Source organism: Glutamicibacter sp. M10 (assembly GCF_025452055.1).
Classification (GTDB): Bacteria; Actinomycetota; Actinomycetes; order Actinomycetales; family Micrococcaceae; genus Glutamicibacter.
In genome coordinates, this window is sequence record NZ_CP104918.1 from 2,500,568 (window position 1) to 2,513,970 (window position 13,403).

Sequence of the window (13,403 nt, forward strand, 5' to 3'; positions counted from 1 at the left end):
TCTTACCCCTGTCCTGCGATGAACAGAATGTCGGAGGTTCCACGTTCTTGGTTGCGGCCCAGCGGATTATTGACCAGCTTGCCGTTGAAGTACATGGTCGAAGAACCGCCACCGTCAATGTTGTAGGCGGTTTTGCAGCCAAGATCCAGCATGATTTGGGCGAGCTCCGGCATGGTCACCCCGACGCTATATCCTTCTGAGCGACCATCGACCACAACAAAGACGTAGTGATTATCATCGATGATGCCGATCGCGGTGCGCGGTTGCTGGCCCTGGATGGAGTGGTTACCAAAATTGGTATCGACCTCAACGTCGTCGATGCCGTCAACCTGCTTGGAGTTTTTCACTACCGTCGGCCCGAACGACACTGTTTGCCATACGCCTTCTGAAACTAGGGTGTCTGCATCGGTGCTGGTCTCGTCGTACGCCTTGACGCTGCCGTCCTTGTAGAACGCCAGTCCCTCACGGGCCCCCTTGTCACGGTAGGCGACTCCGTTGCGGATGATGATGCCGGTGTCCCTGAAACCGTAATAGTCGCCGTTGATTGCAAAGATTGCGGAGTTGTTCTCGGCTATGGCGCTGGTGGTTTCGGTGATGTTTTCGCCGAAGCTGTCTTTTGCAAAAGCGGAGGCCAGTACGGTGCCGTCTTTGAGATTCAGATCGGCTGCGAAGTAGGTGACTTGGCTGTTGCCGCTGCCCGTGACGGTCTTAGCGATATTGATTTTGGCAAGATCTGAGGTGTAGCTGGTATCGGTAATTTTGGCTGCCGTGTCAGAGGCGGTGCTGGCAGTCGCCGCTGCGGCACTAGTAACCCCAGTTTGCTCGACGTGCTCAACAACGAAGCGGTCCAATGCCCAGCCGGCTCCGCCACCTGCGCCAGCTAGAACGGCGAGCGAGCCAATAAGCACCGTCCGACGTGATGGCTTTTTACTCTTGGATGCTTTTTCGGTGGCTAACTGCTGGGATCTGGTGTTTTGCGTTTCAGGTGAATTCGTCATGTGAAAATTTATATAGACGCTACCTGTCAGCAGATCTCGATCTACTTAGGTGTTTTCCATGAATGAGAATTCATGCCAGATAAATCCCGATAAATTCGGGCAAAAAGAACTTCTGTGACGCGGCTCCTATTAAGAAAAAACCGGCCTTCTTCCTAAGGAATTCCTTAGGAAGAAGGCCGGTTTTAGCTGTGAAAACTCTAGTGAGTGTCCTCAGCTGCGATCTCGGAACGGTCACCGCTCCACAAGGTGTGGAAGGTGCCTTCCTTGTCGGTACGGCGGTAGGTGTGTGCACCGAAGAAGTCGCGCAGACCCTGGGTCAGGGCTGCTGGCAGACGCTCGCTGCGCAGACCATCGTAGTAAGCCAACGACGAGGAGAAGAGCGGTGCTGGGATACCCAGCTGAACTGCAACAGCTACAACACGACGCCAAGCTGGAACAGCCTTGGTGATCGCTTCAGCGAATGCAGGTGCGAACAAGAGGTTCGCAGGCTTCTCATCGGCTGCGTAGGCAGCGGTGATGTCCTTGAGCAGGGCTGCACGGATGATGCAACCTTCGCGCCACAGGCCAGCGATCTCGTCCAGCTTCAGCGTCCAGTTGTATTCACCGGCAGCCGAGGTGAGCATATCGATGCCCTGTGCGTAGGAAACCAGCTTCGAAGCGAACAGTGCCTGACGCACGTCCTCAACGAAGTTCTCAGGCAGGGTAACCTCAGAGGTTGCTGCGCCCAGAACCTTCTGGCCCACGGCGCGGATATCGCGCTGGGAAGATAGTGAACGAGCGAAGACCGACTCGGCGATAGCCGAAACTGGCGATCCCATGTCCAGGCCGGACTGCACGGTCCAACGACCGGTGCCCTTCTGGCCAGCGGAGTCCTGGATGACGTCGATCAGTGGCTTGCCGGTGGAAGCATCGGTGTGACCCAAAACTTCTGCGGTGATTTCAATGAGGAAGCTAGAGAGTTCGCCCTGGTTCCACTCGTTGAAGATTTCGGCCTGCTTTGCTGGCTCGATACCTGCAGCGTTGCGCAGTAGGTCGTAAGCTTCGCCGATAACCTGCATGTCGGCGTACTCGATGCCGTTGTGCACCATCTTGACGAAGTGACCAGCACCGTCAGTGGAGATCCATGCGCAGCAAGGAGTGCCATCGTCAGCCTTAGCGGCGATCTTTTCTAGCATTGGGCCCAGAGCCTTGTAGGACTCTTCGGAACCACCTGGCATGATCGATGGGCCGAGCAGTGCGCCCTCTTCGCCACCGGAAACGCCAACGCCTACAAAGTGCAGGCCCTTCTCGTTCAACGCAGCTTCGCGGCGACGAGTGTCGGAGTAGTGCGAGTTACCAGCGTCAATGACGATGTCACCCTCATCAAGCAAAGGAACAAGCTGGTCGATGACCGAGTCTACTGGGCCGCCAGCCTTGACCATGATCAAGACGCGACGCGGGGTTTCGAGGTTCGCAACCAGTTCTTCTAGGCTCTCGGTGCGGATGAAGTCACCTTCATCGCCGTGCGCCTCAAGCAGTGCATCGGTCTTACCGACCGAGCGGTTGTGCAGGGCTACAGTGTATCCGTTGCGGGCGAAGTTACGGGCAAGGTTCGCGCCCATAACGGCCAGACCTGTGACACCAATCTGTGCAGGCATAAAAATAAGTCTCCATCAATTACGGGGAGGTGTGCCGTAAACAGAGACCAATTAAAGTGGCCCCTGAATCACGACCACGTGACCTCTATATCCTACTCGCCAATACCCTACGTTTCACAGCTCATAGCGGATGTTAAAACATATTTATCCCACCGAACTACAGCGCGTATCAAGGTATGAGACTAGTCCTTGGCTAAACTAACGGTATGTCAACTAGTCTGCACGCTCATGTGGTCGAGCACCTCGGCTCGCGCATCGTGGGCGGACAAATCCCCCGCGGATCGATTCTGCTGGCCGCTGAACTCGAGGAAAAACTCCAAGTCTCCCGATCGGTGATTCGTGAGGCCATTCGTGTACTAGCTCAATCGGGCTTAGTGACCAGCACCAAACGAGTCGGCATTCGTGTTCTGGGCGCTGAATTCTGGAATCCGTACGACTCCCATGTCATCCGCTGGCGTTTAGCGAGCGATCAAAAAGGTACACAACTTCGCTCATTGACCGAGCTTCGCATCTCAGTAGAGCCCATGGCCGCCGAACTGGCTGCCGAGGTTGCCCCTGAGGCAATGCGCAAAGAGCTCATGATGGTTTCAGCCCAGATGAGTCACTACGGTCGCCAAGGTGACCTGCACAAATTCTTGGAACTGGATATCCGGTTCCACTCCCTAGTCCTTGCAGCCTCCGGCAATGAGATGTTTGCCAACCTTGCCACCCCTATTGGTGCAATCCTGCGCGGTCGCACAGAGCTTGGGCTCATGCCCGAACGCCCGCACGAAGAAGCGCTGCTCTGGCACCAATCGGTATCTGATGCCATCTCCAACTCTGACTCCGCCAGTGCACGCAAGAATATGGAAAGCATTATGCGTCGTACACATAACGAGATCTGCAGCTTATGGGAGGGCCAAGCGCGCATATTCGTTGATCCACCCAAGGAAACACGCTAAGCACGAGCTCCAAAATCTTGTTTTAGATAGCAAAAAATCCTTCCTCTCTAACGATTGTTAGAGAGGAAGGATTTTTTGTGGTTACTAGTAACAGTAGCTACGCCACTGCGGTAGCAATACCGTATAGCACCATCACGAAGACGAAACCAACCACGGAAACCAGTGCCTGGCCAACGGTCCAAACACGCAGGGTGGTGGATACGTCCATGTTCAAGAAGCGCGAGACCAACCAGAAGCCCGAGTCGTTGACGTGTCCGGCGAAGACCGAACCGGCAGCCAGAGCCAGAACCATGGTGGCGATCTGGAAGGCGCTCAACGAGCTATCTGCCAACACTGCTGGCTGAACGATGGCAGCGGCGGTGGTCAGTGCCACGGTGGCCGAACCCTGAGCCAGTCGAACGATGGCAGCGATCAGGAAGCCCGCGATGATCAGTGGCAGACCAATAGCCTGCAACGAATTGGCGATAGCGTTACCAATACCGCTGGCACGCAGTACGCCACCGAACATGCCACCGGCACCGGTGATCAAGATGATCGAGCATACTGGGCCCAATGCGGAGTCGACCACGGTTTCGATAAGGGTCTTGTCCTTGCCCTTGCGGAAGCCAAGCAGAACCATGCCCAACAGCACGGTGATCAGCAGAGCTACTGGGGTTTCACCGAACAGACGCAACCAGGTAACCCATGAAGCCTTTGGATCAACAACGCCGGCGCTGCCGAGCATGTTCAATCCGGTGTTCAAGAAGATCAGGATCAGTGGAAGTAGCAGAAGGCTAAAGACGGTGCCTACTGAAGGCGAGGACTTGAAAGCATCCTTGTTTGAGCCATTGCCCAGAGCGGCATCCAAGATATTTGGAACAGGAATGTCGAACTTCTTGCCAACGAACTTACCGAACAGGTGACCGGCGAAGAACCAGGTAGGAACCGCAACAAGCAGACCCAAGACCAAAACGAGTCCTACATTTGCTTCAAGCAGACCCGAGGCCGCCACCGGACCTGGGTGTGGTGGTACGAAGACGTGCATCACCGAGAAGGCGGTAGCTGCAGGGATCGCGTAGTACAGTACCGAGCCGCCAAGGCGACGTGCGACGGTGAAGATAATTGGCAGCATGACCACAAGGCCAGCATCAAAGAAGATTGGGAAACCGAAGAGCAGTGAAGCTACGGACAACGCCAGTGGCGCCCGCTTCTCACCGAACTTGGAGATCAACCAGTTGGTCATCACCTCTGCGCCGCCACTGGTTTCCAGCATGCGACCGAGCATTGCGCCAAGGCCAACCAGCAAGGCCACGCTGGCCAAGGTTGAACCAAAACCGCCGGTTAGTGTGGTGATGACTGAGCCTGCTGGAATACCAGCTGCAATGGCTGTAATAAGGCTTGTTAGCACCAGAGCCACAAATGCGTGGACTCTAAAGCGGATAATAAGCACCAGCAGCAGGGCTACTGCAGCCACCGCCAGTGCAAGGAGGCCGGTGGTACCCAGCGTCCAATTCATTTCGAGCTCAGTTGTCATTGTCGTCCTTGATCAATGGTTATCCATGCCAGCATCTGGCAGATGGATTAGGCGTGGTTGACTACGGCGAGGTCAGCGACGAGCTGACGCACGATGTCTTCGGGAGAGTTAGAGATGTTTGCAGTGAGCACAGCTTCATCTGCCTCTGGCTGTTCCAGAGTGGCCAGCTGACTGTCGAGCAGCGAAGTTGGCATGTATTCGTGGGAGCGTGCGTTCATTCGATCACGAATCAGATTAGGAACGCCTGCAAGGTGCACAAACAGAGTTGCTGGTTCAAGACTACGGATCAAATCGCGGTAGTCGCGCTTGAGCGCGGAGCATGCGATGACCAGAGGTTCGCCCTGTGCAGTACCGTCGGCAAGTTTCTGCCCGATAACTCGCAACCATGGCTCGCGGTCTTGGTCATTTAGTGCTTGACCTGCCGCCATTTTTTGCCTGTTGGCATCTGGGTGCAAGCTGTCGCCGTCAATAAACTCGCGGTGCAATGCATCCGCCAGCATCTGACCAATGGTCGACTTGCCGCTACCCGAAACACCCATAACAACAATGGGCGGGACCAGTTCACTCATGTTTTCACTCCGTTGTGTGCAAACCTAATATCAGACTTAAGGAATATTTGGTTGGATAAAATCTGATTTAACAAGACTAAGAGCGCAATCGGGTGCTGTCAACCACTTCAAGTGCGCGAAGTAACATTTTCCTTTAAAGGACAGGTCAGATGTTGTTTAGGTGATGAAACCTTCACGACCTTCAACCAGTAGTCGAAACTCCTGTGTGAAAAGTATGAATTTCATCGTGGCAACTCTGGAAGCCCAGCTCAATGCCATGTATTGTCGCGAATGAGTGGTCAAACCCGGCCGCTGCAGATTCTGACCATTGGAGCGAATCATGGGATTCATTGGATGGATAGTTTTGGGCTTGATTGCAGGCGCTATCGCAAAGGCAATCCTGCCAGGCAAGCAAGGTGGCGGCTGGATCGCAACCCTGCTGCTAGGTGTCGTCGGCGCACTACTCGGCGGTTGGATCGGCAGTGCCCTCTTCGATAAGGGTGTCGGCGGATTCTTCTCCCTGTGGAGCTGGCTCCTAGCCATTGGTGGCGCCTTGATCGTATTGGTCATTTGGGGATTCATCACCAAGAGGCGAGCATAGCTCGTATCATCGGGTTTTAGTCCCTCGCACTAAGCAACAAGCCCGCCGGCTGCCGCTAATTTTACAGTGGCAACCGGCGGGCTTTTGTATGTCCTGCGTTCGCTTCTCAGCACAGGTTCACAACAGATATTTGTCGTAGACTTCAAGAACTGGGGATTACTCCCCGAGCACGACGTTAAGGACGCCCATGGCCATTGATCCCATGACCCCAGAGGCAGAAGTTCGAGCACCAAAGAAATTTCTGTCTATCGGTACCGAAAGAACTCGTTGGCGCGGCCTGATTCATGCATGGTCAACACCAGGAATCATCATCATGAACCTGGTTCTGATCGTGCTTGCCGACAGCGACCTCGCCGAGTGGACCAGCGCAGTATTTGCCCTGTGCTCCATCCTGCTCTTTGGCACTTCAGCGCTCTATCACCGTGGCAACTGGACCGATAAGGTAATGGGTCTGTTCCGCCGAGCCGACCACGCAAACATTTTCTTGCTGATCGCCGGTACCTACACACCTGTCGCCGCGCTTGTGCTGCCAGCCAAACAAGCAATCATTGTTCTGTCCATCATTTGGGGCGGCGCCTTGGCAGGTATCGTCATCAAGACCGTATGGCCTACCGCCCCGCGCTGGGTCGGCGTCAGCCTCTACATCTTGCTTGGCTGGGGCGCACTGATGCAGCTACCTACCTTCTGGGCCACAAATCCGGCAGTCATGATATTGATTCTTGCCGGTGGCCTGGCCTACACCGTCGGTGCGGTGTTCTATGCAACCAAACGGCCTAATCCCCTGCCAACAATCTTCGGTTTCCACGAACTCTTCCACGCATGCACCATCGTCGCGTTCCTCTGCCATTGGACCGCAGTGCTTTTGGTAGCCATCTAGAAATCAGCAACACACACAAAAAAGCGCAGTGGCCGCCAGCTTTCTCAAGCTGGCGGCCACTGCGCTTTCTCGGTTGGTCTATCGCTGTCCGTAACGGCGACGAACCACAAACAGTCCCACCAAAGAAATCACGGCGATCGCCATGTAGTAGAGACTCGGTGCATCCAAGGATCCGGTGATCTTCAACAGCCAGGTCAACACCAGCGGAGCAATTCCGCCGAGTAGCGTGACACCCACGTTGTAGGCCACCGAAAGGCCCGAACCACGAATGGCCGCCGGGAATAGGTTGGAGAGCAACGCTGGCAGCGGTCCGAAGTAGAAGGACATGATCACGCCGAGCAGCGCGATCACCAACACCATTACCGGAACGCTCGGCTTAGAAGTCATGAGCTTGAACATCGGATACGCCAGGACAAAGGCGGCGATGGCCGCATAGGTCATCACGTGTGCCGGACCAATTCGATCCGCCAGGTGACCTACCAGCGGCACCCCGCACAGGGTAATAACGCCCGCGGCGATCCCACCTAAGAACGCCGCGTCTCCCGGAATCCCAAGGTTATTCACGGCAAAAGTAGGCATAAACAGGATCAGGTAGACGGAGATTGTCGCTACGCCAATCACCCCAACGCCGGCCAGCAAACGACCGTAGTGCTGCTTGAACAGCGTACCCAGCGGGAACTTCTCCTTGATGGAGGAAGTGAATTCTTCGGTCTCCTCCAGACGAGCGCGAATGTACAAGCCCACTGGACCGATGAGCAAACCGACAAAGAACGGCACGCGCCAGCCCCAGGATTCCAAGGCTTCTGCGCTCAATCCCGTGGTCAGGAAATAGCCGAAGGCCGAGGCCAGCATCATGGATGCACCCTGGCTGGCTACCTGCCACGAGGAATAGTACGCCTTCTTATGCGGCGCAGTTTCAATCAAGAATGCGGTCGCCGTGCCAAATTCACCACCGGCGGAGAACCCCTGAATCAGTCGCGAAAGCAAAATGATCAAGGCACCGGCGACACCTACCGATTCATAGGGCGGGGCCACCGCCATGATCAGCGTGCCCACCATCATCATGGCCAGGGTCAGGGTGAGCGCCTTTTTCCTACCCCTACGATCGGCGTAGCTGCCCAGCACCATTCCGCCCAGTGGCCTGATCACATAGGAAATCGCGAACGTGGCAAAGGTAAGAATCAGCGCGAAGGTCGGATCCGAATCCGGGTAAAAGACTTTCGCGATGGTTGTCGCGAAGGTGGCATAAACGATGATGTCGAACCATTCAAGCGCCGCTCCAATGGAACTGGAGATCACGGCCCTGCGGGCCATCGCTACCTGTTGGGCAGTAACCTGCGTCCCGGCACTCATCGGCTCAGCTGTGCAATCAAGGAGTCGACGAAGTCCTCACACTCCACGAGCTGATCAAGCAACACGTACTCATCTGGTGCGTGCGCTTGAGCGATATCGCCAGGGCCACACACCACGGTAGGAATCCCGGCGGCTTGGAATAGTCCCGCCTCGGTGCCGTAGGTAACCTTCTCGTCGGTGGCGTGCGCGCCACAAGCTGCAGCAAAAGCGACGATGTCCTCATCTAGTTCGGTATTCAGCCCGGGCGCCCCGGCCTGCTGTTCCAGGCTCACCGAGCATGCAGGGTTTTTCTTCTGCATCTGCGCTTCAAGCTTTGTGGCTTCCTCACGGAAACGATTGGTCAACGCTTCACGATCAACCACTGCCAGCGAACGGTACTCGAAAAACACCACTGCCTGGGATGGAATGGTATTCACGGCAATACCGGCATCAAACTTGTTGACGTTCATGGTGGTGGTCGGTTCGATGAACGCATCATCACTCGGCCCGCTGGTGCGCAGCTCAGCGGAAACTTGCTCCACAAAGTTCGCAAAGCGAAGCGCATAGGAAATGGCGTTAACGCCTTCCGATGGCAAGGACGAGTGAGCCGCCACGCCATTAAACTGCACCTTGAAGACGTTCATTGACTTGTGCCCGCGAATAGCCCGCATGCTTGATGGCTCCCCCACAAAGCATCCACGCGGCGCCAACTTGTCAGCGACGATCTTTTCAACCAGGCTCACCGCACCAACACAGCCAACCTCTTCGTCGTAAGAGAGGGCAAGGTGGATTGGTTCGGCTAGTTTCGCTTCGGTCAGCTTGTCCAGTTTGGCTAGGATCACCCCGAGGAAGCCCTTCATGTCGCAGGTCCCGCGACCATACAGCTTATCTCCGCGAACTTCTGCGTTAAATGGTTCGCTGCTCCACTTCTGCCCGTCCACCGGAACAACGTCGGTGTGCCCGGAGAGCACGATGCCGCCGGTACGCGTTCCATCATGGGCCGGGATGGTCGCCAGCAGATTGGCCTTGGTACCCTCGCTGTTATGGATCAGCGAGGATTCAACTCCGTAGGCTTGAAGTTTTTCCACTACGTTTTCGATCAGCGGCAAGTTTGTGTCGCGACTGGTGGTGTCCACGGCAATCAGCTCGCGGATTTCTTTCATGCTTGCTTCGGACGGTGCAGCCACAACAACTCCTAAGTACTTGGCATAATTACACTGGTTTCATGCTGTCATACCAAGTCACCTATGCATAGAAGATTTCATTCTAAGGCTATGCGGGTTAATATTTCCCGACCCCGACCCCGATGCCGTGCAGGTAGGTGCGGATTCCCTGCTCAAAGGCATCGTCCCGATCAAGGGGCTGCTTCAGCTCGCTCAGTGTTCTCAGCAACTGCGGGTAGGCCCCCGTCTGCAATGCTTCGTTCACGGCCGAGGCTTCCTGTTGCTCATCTTGTTTCTGATCGTTAAGCGCAAACGCGGCGGTCAGCGAGTTCAGCATCGCGATGGTGTGCAGCTTAACGGCGGCGCTCAGTTCCGTATCCGCTAAGGCCAGCAATCCTCGCTCGAGGTATGCCATGGAGTTGTGGGTCATCACCTGTTTTTGTAGGACGATCAATGGCACCCATGGATGGCGCCGCATGATTCCCCGACCCTGGTGAGCGATGTTCACCAGCTGCTCAATTGCAGATCCAGTGCAGGCATCAAAGTCATACTCGGCGCTGATCCGATCAACCATTAGTTCGGTGAGCTGATCGTAGGACTTCACATATCGGTAGAGGGAGGCGGGACCCGTGCCGAGACTCGATGCTACCGCCCTGAGCGAAACGGCCTCAATTCCCTGTGCGTCGGCAAGATCAACGGCAAGCTCAACAATTTTTTCGCGCGAGTATCGGGGCTTGGGACCGGTGGTTTTCTGCGGTGATTTTTTGGCCATGGCGCGAACTCCTGAGGCTGTATAGTTAAACGCGAACACTGTTCGCAATTAACTTTACAGGAGAACCATGCGCGTACTGATGATCACCCCAGGCACCCGTGGCGATGTTGCTCCGATGGCAGGTCTAGGTCAGGCACTGACCGCGCAAGGTTTAGATGTATCGATCGCTGCTAACCCTGCCTACCAAGAACTTGTGAGCTCAGCGGGCTGCACCTTCCGCGAGCTGCCAGGTGACATGAGCGCGCTGGTCAACCCTGCGCCTCCTGGTACAAAGACCAGTCCCAAAGACCTGCGGAAATACCTCGCAGAATTGGGCGCATACTTCGAACAAGCCGCTGCCGGAACATTAAAGGCAGCCGAGCACGGGTCCGAGGTGATCCTAGCCAATTCGGTAGCGCCCTTCGCTTTTGATGTCGCCGAGGCACTGGGCATCCCGGCGATCAGCGCCCATTTGCAACCGTCCGAGCCCAGCGGGGACTACTCCCCTATGGTGCTAGGTACGGCCCGCAGTTTCGGAAAGCTAGGAAACAAAGCGCTGCATCAACTGATTTCCGCGTCCAAGGCACCCTACGATGCACCGACCGCACGCATTCGCGCAGAATTGGGATTGCCCAAGCGAAGCCGTGCTGCCTCGGAACGTCTGCGCCGAAAGGTTAGCAGTCCAGTTCTTAATGGTTTCAGTTCAACCGTGGTGCCGCGCCCCGCTGATTGGCACCAAAACATTATCAATTGCGGCTACTGGTGGCCGGCGGCCGATCCATCGTGGAGCGCACCTGCCTCACTGCGTGATTTCCTCAGCGCAGGTGAGCCACCGGTGTTCCTAGGTTTTGGAAGCACACAGGCACTCGAAGCTGACTTCCTTATCGACGTTGCCCGCCGTACCGGGCGACGAACCATCATCCAAGGCGCGGGAGAATTTTCCGAGTCAAACGTTCTGGGTGTCGGCGCAGTCCCGCATCATTGGTTATTCCCCCAGGTAGCTGCCGTAGTGCACCATGCTGGGGCCGGCACCACTGCCGCCGGTTTGCGCGCCGGTGTTCCAGCGGTGCCGGTACCCATCTTCACGGACCAGCCGTTTTGGGCTTCTCGGCTTCACCGTCTGGGCGCAGGTGTTGCCCCTATCGCCTATAAAAATTTGACCGTTAATTCCTTGGCCCAGGCCATCAATGAAGCCGAGAGCAACGAGAACTATGCTCAGGGTGCCAGATTGATCTCAACGAAACTAGCAGCTGAAGAGGACAGTGCGCTGAAGGTCGCAAGGTTCTTGGAGCGCTACTGATCACGAAGTTCAACGCATCAGAAGCTGTACGCAACAGCAACTTAACGCAACAAGGGCACCCACCAAAATGGTGAGTGCCCTTATTGAACTACTTGCTACTTATTGAAGTCGTCGCGGACGTCCTTAGCTGCGTCCTTGACAGCTTCACCTGCCTGCTTCGTCTTGGCTGCGGCCTGATCCTTCACGCCTTCAGCCTGCAAATCCTCATTGTTGGTTGCATCGCCGACAGATTCTTTGACCTTGCCGGATGCTTCCTGAGCCTTGTTCTTGAACTTATCGCCTAAACCCATAAGTCGTACTCCTTTTACAGTCGATCGAACAACGAACAAAACCCACGTTACATGCCAATTTCGGTAGCCAGCTGGTCAGCAACTTGAGGCCAGCTGAAAGATCTCGCAAATCCTGCTGAATCCACCAATGAAGTGTATGATCTTCGCGCACCGCACCCTGATCAATCCTCGGTAGACTTATTAACACCGGCCCACGCAACACATGGCTCATGCGCGGTCTCCAACGGGTGAGCACCGCGAAACGACAGGGCGTTCGGCCATCTGTACTGCACCCAGTGCTCTTGAACCATCTATTTCGTGGGACCACGAGGGGAAAGTTTCAGCGCCACATGGTTCTCGGCCAACGATAGACCGGCACCCAAAAAGGTAGTCCTCGTTGATGATCGACTGACCGCCGACGCCGCGATGCGTTACGCTTCGCGTGGAATCGCGATGTTGTGGCAGGGCGACTATCACAATGCCAAGCAACTGATCTCGGCCATGGACCGCCGGCTCAGCGCTACCCAAACCAGCAAGTCCTCCAAGAAGGAACAAGATGCTGGTCAAAAGTTCTACGCCATCCGTCAAGCTCGTGCACACCGCTCCCGGATGCTCTCCTTGGTCCTGGTGTCCCTGACATTCGAGAATTCAGAGCATGCCGCACAACTACGTTTGGCGCGCTCCCCACAGGTAGCCGAAGCAATCACCTTCGCCTACGAACAAGCCAAAGATTTTGCTGGCACGCAAGCCGTGGTGAGCCTGCAAGAACTCTCCGGGGTGCTCAGCGCGCATCAATGGTTCCTCAACGGTGTCAACGTGCCCGCGTTGGGGGCCACCATCCATCCGCGCTACGGCACCTTTATGCCTACCCGGCAAGAATACGTTCAGCTCGTAGCCCAGGCTCCGCTTAACGGTGCGCAGCTCGCCTTCGACATTGGCACCGGGACAGGAGTGCTGGCTGCCCTGTTGGTCTCACGGGGAGTGAAGACCGTGAAGGCCACGGATATCCATCAGCGAGCCGTTGATTGTGCCAATCAAAACTTCGCCCGCTTGGGTATGCAGGATGACGCACACGCCGAATTAACCAGCATGTTCCCCGCCGGGCAGGCTGAGCTGATCATCTGCAATCCCCCGTGGTTACCGGGCAGCGCTCCGAGCACACTCGACGCTGCCATCTACGATCCGGGCAGCAAGATGCTATTGCAGTTCCTTCGCGGGTTACCTAAGCACCTGACCGAGGACGGTGAAGGCTGGCTCATCATCTCCGACCTCGCCGAGCTGCTTGGTCTGCGCACCCGCGAACTACTCTTAGCCGCTATCGACGACGCTGGCCTGAGGGTTGTCGAGAAGATTGATGGACGTCCCACACACGGCCGCGCCCATGATCAGTCTGATCCCCTGCACGCAGCTCGTTCGAAGGAGATCACCACCTTGTGGCGCCTGAAGGTCAAGGCCTAAGCGCAGTCAATCCCC

The 13,403-nt window shown here is 56.0% G+C and carries 13 protein-coding genes; 5 read left to right on the plus strand and 8 right to left on the minus strand.

The features are described from left to right. Positions 1-2 precede the first annotated feature (2 nt). Together N6V40_RS12315 and gndA are read right to left on the minus strand one after the other, a co-directional pair. Positions 3-998, minus strand: coding sequence for a phosphodiester glycosidase family protein (locus N6V40_RS12315; RefSeq protein WP_131088111.1), 996 nt, complete (start codon positions 996-998; stop codon positions 3-5). 197 nt (positions 999-1,195) lie between these two features. Next, on the minus strand, positions 1,196-2,635 hold the full coding sequence (gndA, locus tag N6V40_RS12320) for an NADP-dependent phosphogluconate dehydrogenase (RefSeq protein WP_131088110.1): 1,440 nt from the start codon (positions 2,633-2,635) through the stop codon (positions 1,196-1,198). 206 nt (positions 2,636-2,841) lie between these two features. Here gndA and N6V40_RS12325 point away from each other — a divergent pair, with 206 nt between their 5' ends. Beyond that, positions 2,842-3,576: a FadR/GntR family transcriptional regulator gene (locus N6V40_RS12325; protein ID WP_131088109.1), complete on the plus strand. Its 735-nt coding sequence runs from the start codon at positions 2,842-2,844 to the stop codon at positions 3,574-3,576. A 97-nt stretch (positions 3,577-3,673) separates the two neighbouring features. Here N6V40_RS12325 and N6V40_RS12330 read toward each other — a convergent pair whose 3' ends face one another. Together N6V40_RS12330 and N6V40_RS12335 are read right to left on the minus strand one after the other, a co-directional pair. Then, positions 3,674-5,089, minus strand: a complete 1,416-nt coding sequence (locus N6V40_RS12330; RefSeq protein ID WP_131088108.1) for a GntP family permease — start codon at positions 5,087-5,089, stop codon at positions 3,674-3,676. Positions 5,090-5,136: 47 nt separating this feature from the next. After that, positions 5,137-5,658, minus strand: a complete 522-nt coding sequence (locus tag N6V40_RS12335; RefSeq protein ID WP_131088107.1) for a gluconokinase — start codon at positions 5,656-5,658, stop codon at positions 5,137-5,139. Between the two features lie 319 nt (positions 5,659-5,977). On the opposite strand from N6V40_RS12335, the gene N6V40_RS12340 reads away from it, so the two are divergent. After that, a complete protein-coding gene (locus N6V40_RS12340) occupies positions 5,978-6,238 on the plus strand; it encodes a GlsB/YeaQ/YmgE family stress response membrane protein (protein ID WP_262197833.1) in 261 nt (86 codons plus the stop codon). A gap of 187 nt (positions 6,239-6,425) precedes the next feature. Next, on the plus strand, positions 6,426-7,115 hold the full coding sequence (locus N6V40_RS12345) for a PAQR family membrane homeostasis protein TrhA (RefSeq protein ID WP_131088105.1): 690 nt from the start codon (positions 6,426-6,428) through the stop codon (positions 7,113-7,115). Between the two features lie 78 nt (positions 7,116-7,193). Here N6V40_RS12345 and N6V40_RS12350 read toward each other — a convergent pair whose 3' ends face one another. The 3 genes from N6V40_RS12350 to N6V40_RS12360 all read right to left on the minus strand — a co-directional run bounded on the left by N6V40_RS12350 (position 7,194) and on the right by N6V40_RS12360 (position 10,382). Next, positions 7,194-8,468: an MFS transporter gene (locus N6V40_RS12350; RefSeq protein WP_131088104.1), complete on the minus strand. Its 1,275-nt coding sequence runs from the start codon at positions 8,466-8,468 to the stop codon at positions 7,194-7,196. Then, positions 8,465-9,634 carry an acetylornithine deacetylase gene (argE, locus tag N6V40_RS12355; protein WP_242632434.1) on the minus strand — a complete coding sequence of 390 codons (1,170 nt, stop codon included), beginning with the start codon at positions 9,632-9,634 and terminating at the stop codon, positions 8,465-8,467. Before argE ends, N6V40_RS12350 begins: the two co-directional genes overlap by 4 nt. 94 nt (positions 9,635-9,728) lie before the next feature. Further along, positions 9,729-10,382 carry a TetR/AcrR family transcriptional regulator gene (locus N6V40_RS12360; RefSeq protein WP_131088103.1) on the minus strand — a complete coding sequence of 218 codons (654 nt, stop codon included), beginning with the start codon at positions 10,380-10,382 and terminating at the stop codon, positions 9,729-9,731. 67 nt (positions 10,383-10,449) lie between these two features. Between N6V40_RS12360 and N6V40_RS12365 the strand changes: the two genes are divergently transcribed. Further along, the gene (locus N6V40_RS12365; protein WP_262197835.1) at positions 10,450-11,661 is read left to right on the plus strand and encodes a glycosyltransferase; all 1,212 of its coding nucleotides are present in this window, start codon (positions 10,450-10,452) and stop codon (positions 11,659-11,661) included. A 95-nt stretch (positions 11,662-11,756) separates the two neighbouring features. On the opposite strand, the gene N6V40_RS12370 is transcribed toward N6V40_RS12365, so the two are convergent. After that, positions 11,757-11,951 (minus strand): CsbD family protein, encoded by a 195-nt coding sequence (locus N6V40_RS12370; RefSeq protein ID WP_061952239.1) that lies wholly within the window; start codon positions 11,949-11,951, stop codon positions 11,757-11,759. A 297-nt stretch (positions 11,952-12,248) separates the two neighbouring features. On the opposite strand from N6V40_RS12370, the gene N6V40_RS12375 reads away from it, so the two are divergent. After that, positions 12,249-13,388, plus strand: a complete 1,140-nt coding sequence (locus N6V40_RS12375; protein WP_262197838.1) for a methyltransferase — start codon at positions 12,249-12,251, stop codon at positions 13,386-13,388. The last annotated feature ends 15 nt before the right edge of the window (positions 13,389-13,403 follow it).